This window comes from Halovulum sp. GXIMD14794 (assembly GCF_054457455.1).
Map to the genome: position 1 here is coordinate 266,411 of NZ_JBTLNF010000007.1, position 15,493 is coordinate 281,903.

Genomic DNA, 15,493 nt, shown 5'->3' on the forward strand with positions numbered 1-15,493 from the left:
CATCGTCAGTAGTCGCGCTCGAAGAAGATCCCGATCGAGGTTTCGCCCTCGTTGTCCACGCTCGCCTTGGCCCGCACCGAGTCCGAGATATCCAGGTTGATCGTCGCGATCGACTCGCCTTCGGCATTGGCCTCGACATCGAGGTAGGTGCGATCGTTCAGATAGGCGCCGGCCCGGACGCCGACCTCGCCGTCATCCCCGGTGGTGAAGTCCAGGTTGGCAAGCCCGGTTCCGGACCTGAACCGGTCCACGAGGCTGTTTCCGCCCCGACCGGAGAGCGTCGCCGCGGCCCCGGCCAGCTGGGCGATCTGCACCGGTGAAAGGTCCGAAAGGTTGCGGTTGAAGATCAGCAGCGCCAGCACCTCGTCCTGCGGCAGATCCGGGCTCGACGAGAACGTGACTTCGGGATCCGTTGCCGGACCTTGGACCGTGACGTTGACCGTCGTGCCGTCGCTCGCCTCCGTCACCGCGACGAAGCGCAGCTGAGGATCGAGACTGCCGATCAACGTGACCGAGCCCTCGTCGAAATCGATGCGCTGGCCGAGGATGCTGAGGCGACCTCGGATCAACTCGATCTCGCCGACCGGCTGAATGTCGGCCAGCGTGCCCCGCAGACGGATCTCTCCACCCATTTCGGCGTCGAGCCCACGGCCCCGGATGAACAGCTGGTTCGGCACGCTGACCAGAAGATCGACGCGCAGCGGCAGCCCGCCACTGTCCTCTTCCTCGACAGATTGCCCCAACACACCCGCGCGTTCCAAAGTCAGCACCACGTCGCGCGGCGGGTCGCGGTGATCGATATCCAATAGAACGCCCTCGGCGATCCCGAAGCTGCGCGGGATCGCAATCTCGGTCCGCCCGAGGTCGATCCGGCCACTCAGAAGTCCGTCGCCCAGGATCGGCCCCTGAAGCGCCAGGTCGCCATTGATCACCGTGTTCACGATACGGCCATCGGTATAGCGCGCCTGGCTGATGTCCATTGAAAGGTCAGCCGGATACGGCGCGGTGATCCCGATGCTGCCGCCCGCCCTCACGGTGCCGCCACCGGCAAAAGTGCCAGAGAGGTTTTCAAGCAGCACACGGTCTCCGTCGAAGCGCGCGGCGGCGGTGATGCCATCGATCCGCAGATTGGCGGAACGCAGCGCAAAGGTCCCGTTACCGATGTTGGCGCTTCCCGACAGCGAGGGCGCCTGCAGGCTACCGCTTGCCGTCACGTTTGCATTCAGCGTCCCCTGCAATTGCGCGCCCGAACTGGCCAGCGCGATATTGGCTACAGACAGCGGCGCCTGTGCGGTCACATCGACACTCAGACCGTCGCCCTGAAGCGGTATTGCGCCACTTGCGTTCGCCTGCACTCCGCCGCCGGTGACCGCCGCGCGGTCGAGCTGCACGACCATGCCTGCGTAGCTGCCCGCAACATCCAGGGACAGCGCAGGCAGACCGTTCTCACGCAGTGCCGTTGCCGAGATGCCCGAGCCCGTCAGGTTGAACTGCACCGACGGATCCAGGGGCGCTCCATTCGCCACAACCGTCCCGGTCACAGAGCCGGTGGCGCCGGTCCCCGGCGCCGCGGCCTCGGCAAGCGCCAGCGAGAGACGCTGGATCGTCATCGTCAGGTCCATCGTCTCGGCCGCAGGGTCGACCGGCACCGAGCCATCGACCGTCAATTGAACCAGGTCACCGGCCTGAGCCGTACCCGACAAAGCGACCAGCCCGTTGTCCTCGGTCCCCTGAAGCGCGATCCGCGCCGGCGGCAAACCGGCCGCGACCAGCGGTGCGGCAGTCACATCTTCCGCGCCGATATCGAAGCTCGGCTTCGGGGCGGCGATCGACCCGGATACCTCCGCACGACCGCTGACCGTCCCCGACAGCTGCAGATCGGGCGCGGCAGCATTTGCCAGATCCAGCGCCAGCGAGCGCAGCACGATCTCGAGGTCCAGCCCCTCGGCCTCGGGGTCCATTGGCACCGATCCCGCCAGCGCCAGATCAAGCTTGTCACCGGCCTGCGCGGTCGCGTCGGCGGTCACCACCCGGTTTTCCACCCGGCCCGAACCGCTCAACGAGACAGGCGGTACGCCGAACTCGACCAGCGGCGCGGCACTCATGCCACGTGCGTCCACGCTAAAATCGGCGGTGGGATTGTCCGGCGTGCCGGTCACCGTCGCCTGTCCGCTGACACGTCCCTCGACCGCTAGGTCGGGCACCACGGCATTCGCCACGTCCAGCGGCAGCGACGTCAGCGCCAGCTGCAGGTCCAGCACTTCCCCGGCACTGCCAACGACCTCCAACCGGCCATCCCCGATCGCCAAGGCCAACGGCGTGACCGTCACGGTTCCGTCCCGAAGGGTCGCGGTGGCGGGATCGATCAGCCGCGCCGCTATGTCGTCGCGGGTCAGGTCAAGCGCCTCAAGTTCCAGCTCGATGCCCGGGCGCAGATTTGCGAGGCTCCCCGCCAGAGACGCACGGGTACCGTCCTGCATGGCCGCATCGGCGGTCAGGTTCATCCGGTCGCCGTCAGCCTCGGCGGCCAGCGACAGCGCGTTGAGGGTGAAGCCCGCCGCCTCGACGTCGCGCACCTCGGCCGTGCCCGAGGCCAGCGGCACACCCAGCACATCCGAAATCACCAGGTCCAGGTCCGCGTTCCCGACGCTGACCCCCTCGACCTCGATCCCCGAGACGCCGCCCGTCATCGAGACCCTCTGCGTGCCCTTGCTGCGCGAGAAGATCAGCGTCGCATCCGCTGCACCTTGCGCATCGAGCAGCGCCAGCGCGGCCACCTCCGAGATATCCGGCGACTCAAGATCCACGGTCCCGGCAACTAGGCCGTCGGTGCCGCGTGCTGCGGTGATGTCCAGTTGGGTCGCGCCGGCCGTGAAAGTGAATGCCTTTACCGCCTGAACGCCGTTGTTCAGCGAGAAGCCGCCATCCATCCGGACCGGCAAGTCGCCCACCTGCGCGCCGCCATTGATCGACCCGCTGACCTGCTGCGCATTGGCGCCCGAGACAACCAGGTCCAGAACCGCGTCGGACACCGGACGCCCTTCCAGCGTGCCCTCAGGCATCGCCAACTCGGCGGTCATCTGCAAACCGTCCACGCCGCCCGTTGCATTGGCCTCGAAACGGACCGCGCCGCTGGCTTGCTCGGTCACCAGACCAAGGTCCGACAGCGCGGCGGTGAACGAGAAATCAGACCCAAGCGCGGCATAGATCCCATCCGCGCGCAGCGAGAGCTCGGGGTTCTCGATCCGGAAGTCGCGGGCACGAATGCCCTCCTCGCTGCGCCCGAGGCCACCAGCCAGGACCGTCTCGCCCTGCAGAAGCGGATCGAGCTGCGGGACGCCCAGCGCCAGGTCCACGGCCTGACCGTCGAGCAGCAGATCGAAACTGCCGTTCAGAGGATCGACCTGGCCCTCTACCACGGCATTCAGGCTGCCGCCCAAATCCCGGTCGGCCAGCGCCGCGAAATGCGCCATGTCCTCGGCGTCGATCCGAAGGCGCCCGTTGAAGCCCGCCTCGCTGGCCTCGCCGTTCAACACCAGCTCGACCGTGCCGACCTGCACCGTCGTATCTTTCAGGACCACCGGCTCGCCGGCGTTCCAGGCTGCATCCACATGCAGGTTCAGCGCACCCTCCAGCGCTTGCGCCAGCGCCGGATCGTCGCCCGATATCCCTTCGACCGTGCCGTCGATCACCGCGGTCACCTGCCGGCGGTCCGGCTCGTCCAGCCGCATCGCAAGGCCGCCCATCGTCAGCGTTGTCGCGTCGATCGAAACATTGGGCGTCTCGACACCGGTCACCGCGATCTCGCCGCTCCACTCGCTGCCGTTGCCGTAGCGCAATCGGATCGTGCCACCCGCGACGGTTACGCCGGACTCGCCAGGTAGCACCAGAGGATCGCCGCTTTCCGGGTTCAGCGCCCCATCGATCTCCAGGTGTTCGGGAAATCCGTCGGCGGTGGTGCGAACATTGCCCGTCAACCGCAGCCCGCCGCTGTCCAGCGCGAAATCGTCTAGGTGGAACCCGCCACCGGCGGTCTGCTCACCCGAGGCAGTCAGCGTCGCCTCACCTGCGACAAGCTGGTGAAACTCGGGCGGCAGCAGCGACTGAAAGCGCCCCGCAAGGCTCGCGTCGAAGGAATAGAGCCCGTCCTGCTGTACGACCTCGACTTCGCCGTCGAACAGATCCTGCCCGTCCGCCTTGAAATCCAGCTCGACCCGAAGATCCTCAAGCGTGCCGGTCGCGTACACCGCCGCTTCGAGAGCGGGGCGCCCCTCGATATTCAGCAGGTTCACCACAACACCATTGCGCGGCTCCGAGGCAGCGAGGTTCACGTCAACCACGCCGTCGCCATCGACGGTCGCATCGAGCGAAAAACGTCCCCCCGGTCCGTCCAGCCGGTCGATGGTCAGCGAGCTTTCCAGTGTGCCATCCGCCAGTACCAGCGAGCCGTCGACCCGCAGCTGCGCGGCAGTCCCGGCCACGTCCTCGGACAGCTCTACCGAGGCAACCGTAAGCTCGTCGATCCGCACCGAGACCGGCAGTTCAGGGATCTGAAACGCGGGCCCTGCCGACGGGTCCGGCAGTTTGTCCGGCTCGGGCAACGGCTTGCGGCGCACGATGATCCGCTCGGCGGCGATGCTGTTCACCTGCACCCGGCCACGCAGCAGCGCCGTGCGGCTCCAGTCGAGGCGCGCATCCTCGATCCTCAGCCAGACGCCATCCTGATCCGAGATGGTGATGAGCCCCACTTCCGCCTCGGACGACAATAGCCCGTTGACCCCGGATAGGCGGATCTTGCGGCTGTCGGTGGACAGTTGACGCTCCAGCAGGTTGATGACGAACCCGTTGTCGTCCTCGCCCTCGGCGGTGTCCTGCGCGGTGGCGACGCCGGCGTTCAGCGTCAGAAGAAGCAGCAGCGGAAGAAGATAACGACGCATCAGAATGCCTGCCCAATACCGACATAGAAGGCAACGCTCGAATCTCCTTCGTCCCGGTCGAGCGGCGCCGCAATGTCGAGTCGAAGCGGCCCCAGCCCAGTATAGTAGCGCGCACCAAGACCGACGCCGACTTTCAGATCGGTTTCGTTCGACGGAAACTCATCGGCGCTGACCAGACCGGCATCGACGAAACCGACGACCCCGTAGGTGTCGAGGAATCGCTGTCGGATCTCCAGCGAACCCTCGAGCGCCGAGCGGCCCCCGACCTCGTTGCCGTCGACGTTGATGCCGTTGCTCTGGTACTCGTAGCCGCGGACCGAACCGCCGCCCCCGGTGAAGAACAGCTCGGATGGCGGCAGGTCCAGCAGATCGCCGCCCAGAACCGTCCCGTATCCCAGCCGCGTCGCCAAGACCGTCTTGCCCTCGTTGAAGGGGAAGTACTTCCGCCCCTCGATCGCGGTCCTCACCGCAACCGAGTCGAACTCCAGCTCGACGAATGGTTTGACCTGACCCGCGATATAGTAGCCCCGCGTCGGATCCAGCTCGTCGTTGCGGTAATCGTAGACCAGCGAAACCGGGGCGCCGATTGTGTAGAACTCACGCTCGCCCTGATCGTCGTCGACGAAAGAGTAGCGCAGTTCCAGGAAGGCGCTGCCGGTCAGCCGGTCGTTGAACCACCGGCTGAAACCGAACTGGCCGGTCACCGAGCGCTCAAGCCGGTCGCTGAAATTCTCCTGCTCCGCCGTCAGGCCAAGGATCATGTCGTTGTCCGGGCTGAAGACGCCGGGCTTGGTGAACGTCCCGCCCAGCAGGTAGTCCATATCCTCGAAATCGGATTCCTCGATCAGCCCGCCGATGCTGGCGTCGAACCGCAGCCGCTCGGCCCGGCCAAAGAGGTTGCGGTGCAGCCAGTAACCCTCCAGCCCGAGCCCGTCGATGGACGAGAAGGTCGCGCCGACGCCTACCCGGCGCGGCTTGCGCGGCGCAGTCTCGACGGTGATCGGCAGTGTTCCATCCGGAGACACCTGCTCGGCTTCGGTGATCCGAACGACGTTGAACACGCCCAGCTCGTTCAGCCGGTCCGAGGCCCGCTCGATATCGTCGGGCGAGAACGGCTCGCCCGGCCTGATGCCGCTCATATAGCGGATGAACTCGGCATCTACCGCACCACGGTTCTGCACCGTGACCTGGCCGAAATTCGCGCGCGGTCCCGGGTCCATGCGGATTGTCACGTCCAGAATATCCCGATCGTGATCGGCGACCACGGTCCGCTCGCCCACATCCGCAGTGGGATAGCCCGCCATCCGCCAGTCCTGGATGGCCCGATCGCCGGCATCGAGTGCGATCTCGGCATAGGCGATCTCGCCAGTCTGGAACCGCTCGCGGGCCAGGACCTCGTTCTCGGACAGGTCGATGTTCGCGGGGCGCGGTGGTTCGTTGATGAAATCGGTCCTGCCGAACCGGTATCGCGGGCCCGGATCGACCGAAACCTGAACCCGGATCGGATCGCTCAACTGGCTGCCGAGGGACAGTCCGGTGACCTCGCGGCCATTGATGCGGATGCCGATGGCGCCGGAATAGTAGCCTTCCGAATAGAGCGCAGCCAGGATCGCCCGGTAATCCTCCTGCGCGGTCGAGATCAGACCGGCAGCGCCAGAGGCGGGCAGATCGCGATTGACCCAAAGTGCCGAGGCCTGGCGCAGCGTGCTGTCGACGCCGCTCGCGGCCATGCCGACGCTGAAGTCCACCGAATAGGGCCGCGGATCCAGGATACCGATATCGTCGGGCTGCTCTTCCTTCGGCTCCCCCCACAGGCGGACGCCGAAGATCTCGAACGCGGAAGCGGGCATCGGAATGCCAGTCGCAGCGATCAGGATCAGCACAAGCGCTGAGCGCGTTCCCGCCCGATAGTTCATGTCTGACCCGTTGCCCCCGGTTCCGTGTTCCTCGGTGCAGAACCTTAGGGCAAATGCCGGAAAACAAAACCGGCAACCGCCGGATTTCCGGCGTCATGTTGCAAAATGCGACCGCCCCGCCACGGGTCAGTGGCGGGGCGGCAAAAGCGGTCCGTCAGCCCGCGATCAGGCCCAGGCTTTCCAGCTTCAGCAGGACCTGGTGCGCACAGTTGTCGACCTCGACATTGGTCGTATCGAGCACCAGTTCGGGGTTCTTAGGCTCTTCGTAGGGATCCGAGATGCCGGTGAACTCCTTGATCTTGCCGGCGCGCGCCATCGCGTAAAGACCCTTGCGGTCGCGGCGTTCGCACTCTTCCAGCGGCGTCGCGACGTGCACTTCGACGAACGAGCCGTAGGACTCGATCGCCTCGCGCACGGCGCGGCGGGTCGCCGTGTAGGGTGCGATCGGTGCGCAGATGGCGATACCACCGTTCTTGGTGATCTCGGAGGCGACATAGCCGATGCGGCGGATGTTCAGGTCGCGGTGTTCTTTCGAGAAGCCCAGCTCCGAGCTGAGGTTCTTGCGGACCACGTCCCCGTCCAGCAGCGTCACCGGGCGACCGCCCAGCTCCATCAGTTTGACCATCAGCGCGTTGGCGATCGTCGACTTGCCCGAGCCCGACAGGCCGGTGAAGAACACGGTGAAGCCCTGCTGCGCCTTCGGCGGCTTGGTGCGGCGCAGCTCCTTGACCACCTCGGGGAACGAGAACCACTCGGGGATCTCGAGGCCTTCGGACAGGCGGCGGCGCAGCTCGGTGCCCGAGATGTTGAGGACGGTCAGGCCTTCCTCGATCTCGTCGGCGGGCTCGTACTGGGCGCGCTCCTGCACGTAGACCATGTGCTTGAAGTCGACCATTTCCAGGCCGATTTCGTCCTCGTGCTTGCGGAACAGCTCCTGTGCGTCGTAGGGGCCGTAGAAATCCTCGCCTTGGCTGTTCTTGCCCGGACCGGCGTGGTCGCGGCCGACGATCATGTGCGTGCAGCCGTGGTTGCGGCGGATGATGCCGTGCCAGACAGCCTCACGCGGGCCGGCCATGCGCATCGCCAGGTTCAGCAGGCTCAGCGAGGTGGTCGAGCTGGGGTACTTGTCCAGCACCGCCTCGTAGCAGCGCACGCGGGTGAAGTGATCGATGTCGCCCGGCTTGGTCATGCCGACGACCGGGTGGATCAGCAGGTTGGCCTGCGCATCCTTCGCAGCGCGGAAGGTCAGCTCCTGGTGGGCACGGTGCAGCGGGTTGCGGGTCTGGAAAGCCACGACGCGGCGCCAGCCCATCTTGCGGAAATAGGCGCGCAGCTCGTTCGGCGTGTTGCGCAGGCCGCGATAGTCATAGTGCACCGGCTGCTGGATGCCCGTGATCGGGCCGCCCAGGTAGATCTTGCCGGCAGTGTTGTGCAGGTAGTTGACCGCCGGGTGTGCGTCGTCATCGGCACCGAAAACCTTCTCGGCCTCGCGCGCCTTGTCCGGCGTCCACTTGTCCGACACCGACAGGATCGCGAGGATCACGCCTTCCTGGTCCCGCAGGGCGATGTCCTGGCCCGGCTCGACGGTCTCGGCGAAGGCCTCGTTGACGTCCAGCGTGATCGGCATCGGCCAAAGCGAGCCGTCGGTCAGGCGCATGTTCTCAACAACGCTGTCGTAGTCGGCCTTGCCCAGGAAACCGTTCAGCGGAAAGAAGCCGCCATTCATCAGCAGCTCGAGATCGCAGATCTGGCGCGGGTTCAGATCCCACGATACCAGCTCGGCAGCCTCCTTCTTCAGCTTCTCGGCGCTGTCGTACGAGACATAGAGTTCCCGGATGGGCATCGTATTCGGAGAGGTCATGAATTTTTCCCGCGCGTGAATCGGCTAGATGCGGGGCCTCTAGCAGCACCCCCCCGGGTAGTCAAAGCCTCCGTCCGGAAACCACTGGAATCCGCACACAGCTGCAACAGTTACGGCAAAAATCCGGCGATGTGGAACTCGGTCGGACCGAAATTGGGCCCGGGTGGCCGATTTCGGGCACATTTTCAGGGGAACGGGCACGCGCGCGTTGAAACAGAATGCGGACTGGGTGAGAGTTTTCCGGTGGCCCGTCGCGGGCCGCGGGGAAACGCGTTAGGGGAATCAGATGTCACCAAGAACGACGGGCCGAAACGGGCTCGCCACGACGGCGCTCGCGCTGCTGCTCGCGGCGCCCGCGGCCTTCGCCCAGGACGCCGCCGAACCGGAAACGGCGGCAGAGGAACAGACCGACGGCGGCGACGACCTCCTGACAACCGAGGAAATCGAGACGCTCGTCGCGCCGGTCGCGCTCTACCCGGACACCCTGCTGATGCAAATCCTCGTCGCCGCGACAGTGCCTATCGACGTGGTCAAGGCCGAACGCTTCCTCGAAGATCATCCGGATCAGGAACCCGAGACTCTCAAGGCCGATATCGAGGATCAGGACTACGACCTCAGCGTCGAGGTACTCGCCACCGCCTTCCCCGACGTGCTGGGGGAAATGGCAGACAACATCGACTGGACCGAGACCGTCGGCCTCGCCATGCTTTCGCAGGAAGAGGACGTGCTCGACAGCATCCAGCGCCTGCGGACCGATGCGATGGACAGCGGCGCGCTCGCGTCCACCGAGCAGCAGACAGTAGAAGTCGAAGACGGGTCAGACACTGTCATCATCCAGCCCGCCGACCCCGAAATTGTCTATGTGCCCAGCTACCAGCCCGAACAGGTCTTCGGCGTGAACGATGCGCTGGTCGCCGGTGCCGTCGGCTTCGGGACGGCAATCATAATCGACGAGATCTTCGACGATGATGATGACTGGAACGATTACTGGGGCTGCCGGAACTGCGGCGGCTGGGACGATCGGCCGATCATCCGCGACCCGGACATCGACATCGACGTGGACGGCGACGTCATCATCGACCGCGACCGCGTGAACATCGATCGTGATCGGGTCGACATCGATCGTGACAGGATCGACGGTGACAGGATCGACCGCGACAACATCGGCTGGAAGCCGGACGACGCGAAGCGGAAAGAGGCCCGCGACAAGGTCTCGGACCGGTACAAGGGCGACCGGCCGAAGACCCTGCCCGCCAAACGTCCCTCGCAGACGGACGACCTGCGCAACCGGCTTCAGCAAGAGACCGGCACCCGCGACATCAGCCGTCCCGGGACGCGGGACGTCGGCCAGAACCGCAACCGCGACCTGCCTCAGATTTCGGGCGACCGCGCGCGGCCGAACGTGGATCGCGGCAGCGCCGCAGCGGCCAAGAAACAGGCGGTGAAGCGCAGTTCTGCCTCCAAGCCGCAGATCAAGCGACCGACGACGACAAAGAAGCCCGCGATCAAGCGTACGCCCTCGAAGTCGCACGCGATCAAGAAGAGCGCCGGCGGCTCGAAGGCCCGCAAGGCCTCGTCCCGCGGCAAGTCCAAATCCATCAAACGGAGACGCTGAGATGACCCGCACTCTACTGCACAGCGCGGCGCTCGGCGCGATCATCGCCGCCGCACCGATCATGGCAACGGCGCAGGACGCCGCCAGTTATGCCTCTCCGGACGAGGCGGTCGCGAGCCTCGCCTCTGCGCTCGAAACAGCCGAGGTCGGGCCGCTGCTCGAGGTTTTCGGTGCCGATGCCGAGGACATGGTGCAAAGCGGCGAAGGCCCCGAGGACCGGGAGGACTGGGCCGATCTTCTGAGCCTGATCCAAGGCGGCCATGCCTTCGAGGAGCAGGAGGACGGCAGCCTCGTTCTTTCACTCGGCGACGACGACTGGCCCTTCGCGGTACCGCTCGCGAAGAACGACGACGGAAGCTGGTCCTTCGACACCGAGGCCGGGCGCGACGAGGTCTTCGCCCGCCGGATCGGTATGAACGAGCTCGACACCATCGAGATTCTCGAGGGCTACGTGGACGTGCAGGCCGAGTTCCGGCTCGTCGACCACGACAGCGACGGGGTGATGGAGTTCGCCATGCACATTCTGTCTTCGAGCCCCGAGGCCCGTGACGGCCTCTATTGGCCCGGCGATGACAGCCCGATCGGCGATTTCGTCGCCAGCGCGGCGGCCGAGGGCTACGAGATCGACGGCGAGGCACAGGAACCGCAGCCCTACAACGGCTACCTGTTCCGCATGCTGCATGCGCAGGGTGCCTCGGCGCCGGGCGGCGCGTACGACTACGTTGTCAACGGCAACCAGGTCGCGGGTCACGCGCTGGTCGCCTACCCGGCGATCTATGGCGAAACCGGGGTCTCGACCTTCATCGTCTCGGAGGCCGGCGTGGTCTACGAGGCGGATCTCGGCGAGGAGACCGCGGATCTTGCGTTCGATATGACCAGCTTCGATCCCGGCGAGGGCTGGAGCCCCGTCGAGGAGTAGCCTCGCCCCGAAACACCAGCGGCCGCGCCTCACATGAGGCGCGGCCGCTTTCGCTGAGGACAACCGGATCAGGTCTCCGGCGCTTCGCCCATGTCCGCATCGCCGCCTTCGCCGGCCGCCGCCGAGGCGCCGCGGCTGGGCGGGGCCACCGGTATCGGTGCATTGCCCTGCTTCACGTGCAGATCCTGCTGCGGGTAGGGGATCGAGATACCCTCGGCGTCGAACCTCTCCTTCACCTGGCGCATCAGGTCCCAGTAGACGGTCCAATAGTCGTCGCCATTGACCCACGGACGGCAGATGAAGTTGACGGAACTGTCGGCCAGTTCGTGCACACGGATCACCGGCTCGGGGTCGGACAACACAAGCGGGTGCGCCTTGACGGTCTCTTCCAGCACTTGCTGCACCTTCTCGATCGAGTCGTCGTAGCCAACGCCGAATGTCAGATCGATGCGCCGCGTGGCCGAAGTGGTAACGTTCGTGATGACGTTGCCCCAGACCTTGCTGTTCGGGATCACGATCACCTGGTTGTCCGGCGTCGTCACGGTGGTCGAACTGATCGAGACGTTGTTCACCGTCCCGGCTACCCCGCCGACATCCACATAGTCGCCCTCATCGAAGGGCCGATTCACCATGATCATCAAGCCCGCCGCCAGGTTGCCCAGGGTATCCTGCATCGCGAAGGCAATGATGAACGAGGCACCACCGATCAGCGCGAAGAGCGGGGTAATGTCGACCCCCAGCGCCGAGAGCACGATCATCAGGCCGACCGCCACGGTCAGCCAGTAGATCACCACCAGCAGGAAGGCCTGCAGAAGCTTCGACAGGTTCGGCACCTTGTCGATCCAGCGAGAGGCCAGGTTGCGGACGAAACGGGCGACCATGAACAGGATGAACAGCGCGACGATGATGATCACGATGTTCTTCAGCAGCCCCAGTCCGCCGTCCCAACTGGTCAGCCAGTTTGTCGCCATCGTCAGCAGCGCGGTCGCATCGGCGTTGCGCGTTTCCTCGACCAGCACGGCCGAGCGGTAGGCGCGGAAGTCGGCAACAACCGCTTCGTCCCCGCCCTTCTTCTCGTAGCTGTTCACCACTGCGGTGAGGTTGTCGAACATGCGACCCCGTTCGGTCGTCAGCTCGGCCATCCTGTCGAGCGCCGCGCTCGCCGCGTCGCCCTCGGACTGCTGGGCCTCGATCTGCGCTTCGATCACCTGCTGGGTCTGCGCCTTGACGATGCCCAGCCAGGCCGTGGCGACCTCGACCAGCTCGTCCTTGGTCAGCGGCACCAGCCGCAGAACCAGTTCTTCGGTCTCGATACTGGGATCGAGGACGGCGTCCGGCGGTGCCGGTGCGGCCTCCTCTTCGGCAGCCTCTTCGGGCGCCGGCTGCGCTGCCGCGTCCTCTGCAGGGGCATCGGCGGGCGCCTCGGCATCCTGCGCGAAAGCGGTCCCCAGCATCAGGGCAAGGGCAAGGACCCCCGCAAGCAGCAGCTTGAATAGCGTGTCCGGCACGGAAGCTGCCAGATTCAACGTTCGAGAAGTCATGAATTAAGGTCCCCAGATCTGCAGTCGGTAGCAAGACGGCCCGGCCGCCGCGGGCACTATAGGGGAAACCCGTATCCCGGTCACCGCCGCAGGGCGGGGATCTCGGGATCGATCAGTGCGTTGCCGAGGTGGCAAGCCGGGTAGCCGTAGCCCCAGCGCCAGGGCAAGCCGGTGCAGGGCCCGCCGCCAGCACGCACCGCGACATACATCGCCTCGGCAAGCGCGGCCGCATCCCGGGTGCCGCGCTGCAATTCGTACTCACTGACGCACGCCCGCAAGGCCCGGTCCGCGCCCAGCCGAGAGTAGAAACTCTCTTCTGCGGTCCTTGCGCCGTCCGCGTTGTGATAAGCGCGGTCGTGGGCAATACAGCATCCCTCCCAGGGCGGACGCTCGCCCCAGCCCTCGGCCGCTGCCGGGAACCGCGCCGACAACTCCCGCCAGAGCGCCGACATGCCGCCGCTGCACCCGTCCGAGACAAACGGCGACAGTTCCACTCCTTCGGCAGCGCGGATCAGACGCTCGTGCGCCCACAGCTCGGCCTGTCGCTCGATCCTGTGGTCGCCCAGCCTGTCCGACAGGAACAGGACCGCGATCACCCCGGCCAGCACGGCCAAAGGCAGGACCAGCGCAAGCCACCAGGCGAGGCGATTTCTTCCGGTTCGGGGCGGTTTCTCCATCCCACAGTGATACCCGCGGCAACGCGATCCGCCTAGTCCGCCGAGAAATGTGTTAGCCTCCCCGGACGGCAAGGAGGCGAGAATGACCGGACCAATCAACGAGTTGTGGCGGGCACGCCGCCAGATCCTGGCGCTGCACATCGGGATGACCCTGCTTGCGGTGGCGGTGATCGGCCCCCTGTCCCAGCTTGTCCTCCGCCTTGCGATCCGCCTCTCCGGTTCGCCGGCGCTGACCGATCAGGACATCGCGCGCTTCCTGCTCTCGCCCGTAGGTTTCGCAGGGCTGCTGGTCGCAGGCGCGGTCGCGCTGACTGCCGCCGTGCTGGAAACTGCAGTGATCCTCTGGGCTCTGAGGTTGCGCGAACAGGGCCAGCCCGCGCCGCTGAAACACATCCTGCCAGCGGTGCTGAAGCGTCTGCCCAGCCTGATCCTGCTGGCCGGTCACTTGCTGCTGCGCCTGCTTGCGATCCTGCTGCCCGGGGCGATCCTGCTTCTGCTCATCGCCCGCTGGCAGCTGGGCGACTATGACATCAACTACTACCTGTCGAACCGCCCGCCGGAGTTCCTGCTCGCGGTCGGGCTGGCCGCACCAGTGGTCCTCGTTACTGCCCTCGTTCTGCTCAAGCAGGCTTCAGGCTGGATATACACGCTGCCGCTTGTCCTCTTTGGGGCCAAACTGCCCCGTCAGGCCTTCGCCGAGAGCGCCCGTCTCAGCGACGGGCAGCGCCGACGCATCGTGCTGCGCCTCGTACTCTGGGCAGCGATCGCGACAGCGCTCGCTTTCGCTGTCTCACTGATCTTCCGCGGCGCCGTCTGGTTGGCTTTGCCACCTCTCGACGCGTCCCTGCGCCTGATCGCGGCAGCGACCGTGGTGTTACTCCTGATCTGGGGCGCACTGATCACCGTGGCCGGTGCAGCCGCAGCCGGCCTGCTGGCTGCCGTCATATATGACTTGAGTCGGCAGCTGCCGTTTCCGCCGCTTCCGGAACCCAGCCCGGTATCGCCCCGGTTTGCGCGCATGGCGACCATCGGCGTCCTTCTCCTCCTTGGGGCATCAACCATCGCGACAGCCGCTGGCCTGCTGGGCCGCGCCGGAACCCCGGACGAAGTCGAGATCATCGCCCACCGGGGCGCGGCCGGCGCGCGCCCCGAGAACACGCTCGCCGCAATGGAAAAGGCGATCGAGGACGGCGCCGACTGGCTGGAACTCGACGTGCAGGAAGACGCCGAGGGCCGGGTCATCGTCGTCCACGACAGCGATTTCATGAAGATCGCAGGGGTGGACTTGAAAGTCTGGGATGCGACCGAGGCGGATCTCGCTGAAATTGACATCGGCAGCTGGTTCGACGGCGCCTATGCCGAAGAGCGGACCCCGACCCTGGCGCAGGTACTGGAAATGGCGAAGGACCGGGCGAACGTGCTGGTCGAACTGAAGTACTACGGCCATGACGAACGGCTCGCCGAGCGGGTCGCCGAGGTCGTCGAACAGACCGGAATGGTCGACCAGACTGCCTTCATGTCCCTCAAGCCGGAACAGGTGGCGGCCATGCAGCGCGTGCGCCAGGACTGGCGGACCGGACTACTGGCCGCGACCGCACTCGGCGATCTGGCACGGTACGATGCGGACTTCCTGGCGGTGAACACCGCAACAGCAAGCGCTGGGTTCATCGACCGGGCGCGGAAGGCCGGGCGCGACGTTTATGTCTGGACGGTCAACGATCCGCTGACGATGTCTCGAATGATCTCGCGGGGGGCGGCTGGGCTGATCACCGACGAACCGGCGATGGCCGGACAGGTGATCGAGGCGCGGGCGGACATGACGCTGGCAGAGCGCTTCATGCTGGAGCTCGCCGACCTCGTCGGCATCGAATCGCAAAGCGGGAGCTATCGGGACGAGTCGCCCTGATACGCGGTGCAGGATCTGCGCGCCGGATCGAAGTTCTGCATTCTCGGGCCGCGGCCTTGAGAAACCGGCATGTCCTGCCCGAAATCACGGCGTCCGCGGAACAATGGAAAAGGCGCCCTCA

At 65.9% G+C, this 15,493-nt stretch carries 8 protein-coding genes; 3 read left to right on the forward strand and 5 right to left on the reverse strand.

Translation table 11 applies throughout. The annotated features are described in order from the left end of the window. Window positions 1-5: 5 nt before the first annotated feature. From ACW9UR_RS18460 to ACW9UR_RS18470, 3 genes are all read right to left on the reverse strand, one after another. On the reverse strand, window positions 6-4,937 hold the full coding sequence (locus ACW9UR_RS18460) for a translocation/assembly module TamB domain-containing protein (RefSeq protein ID WP_458918522.1): 4,932 nt from the start codon (window positions 4,935-4,937) through the stop codon (window positions 6-8). After that, window positions 4,937-6,853, reverse strand: coding sequence for an autotransporter assembly complex protein TamA (locus ACW9UR_RS18465; RefSeq protein WP_458918523.1), 1,917 nt, complete (start codon window positions 6,851-6,853; stop codon window positions 4,937-4,939). Before ACW9UR_RS18465 ends, ACW9UR_RS18460 begins: the two co-directional genes overlap by 1 nt. Window positions 6,854-7,007: 154 nt before the next feature. Beyond that, window positions 7,008-8,714: a bifunctional sulfate adenylyltransferase/adenylylsulfate kinase gene (locus ACW9UR_RS18470; RefSeq protein WP_458918524.1), complete on the reverse strand. Its 1,707-nt coding sequence runs from the start codon at window positions 8,712-8,714 to the stop codon at window positions 7,008-7,010. 286 nt (window positions 8,715-9,000) lie between these two features. On the opposite strand from ACW9UR_RS18470, the gene ACW9UR_RS18475 reads away from it, so the two are divergent. Together ACW9UR_RS18475 and ACW9UR_RS18480 are read left to right on the forward strand one after the other, a co-directional pair. Beyond that, window positions 9,001-10,329 (forward strand): DUF3300 domain-containing protein, encoded by a 1,329-nt coding sequence (locus ACW9UR_RS18475; RefSeq protein ID WP_458918525.1) that lies wholly within the window; start codon window positions 9,001-9,003, stop codon window positions 10,327-10,329. A 1-nt stretch (window position 10,330) separates the two neighbouring features. Then, a complete protein-coding gene (locus ACW9UR_RS18480) occupies window positions 10,331-11,248 on the forward strand; it encodes a DUF2950 domain-containing protein (RefSeq protein ID WP_458918526.1) in 918 nt (305 codons plus the stop codon). A 68-nt stretch (window positions 11,249-11,316) separates the two neighbouring features. On the opposite strand, the gene ACW9UR_RS18485 is transcribed toward ACW9UR_RS18480, so the two are convergent. After that, on the reverse strand, window positions 11,317-12,756 hold the full coding sequence (locus ACW9UR_RS18485) for a mechanosensitive ion channel family protein (protein ID WP_458918527.1): 1,440 nt from the start codon (window positions 12,754-12,756) through the stop codon (window positions 11,317-11,319). 113 nt (window positions 12,757-12,869) lie between these two features. Beyond that, the gene (locus tag ACW9UR_RS18490; protein ID WP_458918528.1) at window positions 12,870-13,466 is read right to left on the reverse strand and encodes a hypothetical protein; all 597 of its coding nucleotides are present in this window, start codon (window positions 13,464-13,466) and stop codon (window positions 12,870-12,872) included. An 82-nt stretch (window positions 13,467-13,548) separates the two neighbouring features. Here ACW9UR_RS18490 and ACW9UR_RS18495 point away from each other — a divergent pair, with 82 nt between their 5' ends. Beyond that, on the forward strand, window positions 13,549-15,372 hold the full coding sequence (locus ACW9UR_RS18495) for a glycerophosphodiester phosphodiesterase family protein (protein WP_458918529.1): 1,824 nt from the start codon (window positions 13,549-13,551) through the stop codon (window positions 15,370-15,372). The last annotated feature ends 121 nt before the right edge of the window (window positions 15,373-15,493 follow it).

Bases quoted from the DNA above. Each gene is read 5' to 3' on its own strand.
- ACW9UR_RS18460 (WP_458918522.1), bottom strand. From the start codon at position 4,937: ATGCGTCGTTATCTTCTTCCGCTGCTGCTTCTTCTGACGCTGAACGCC.
- ACW9UR_RS18465 (WP_458918523.1), bottom strand. From the start codon at position 6,853: ATGAACTATCGGGCGGGAACGCGCTCAGCGCTTGTGCTGATCCTGATC.
- ACW9UR_RS18470 (WP_458918524.1), bottom strand. From the start codon at position 8,714: ATGACCTCTCCGAATACGATGCCCATCCGGGAACTCTATGTCTCGTAC.
- ACW9UR_RS18475 (WP_458918525.1), top strand. From the start codon at position 9,001: ATGTCACCAAGAACGACGGGCCGAAACGGGCTCGCCACGACGGCGCTC.
- ACW9UR_RS18480 (WP_458918526.1), top strand. From the start codon at position 10,331: ATGACCCGCACTCTACTGCACAGCGCGGCGCTCGGCGCGATCATCGCC.
- ACW9UR_RS18490 (WP_458918528.1), bottom strand. From the start codon at position 13,466: ATGGAGAAACCGCCCCGAACCGGAAGAAATCGCCTCGCCTGGTGGCTT.
- ACW9UR_RS18495 (WP_458918529.1), top strand. From the start codon at position 13,549: ATGACCGGACCAATCAACGAGTTGTGGCGGGCACGCCGCCAGATCCTG.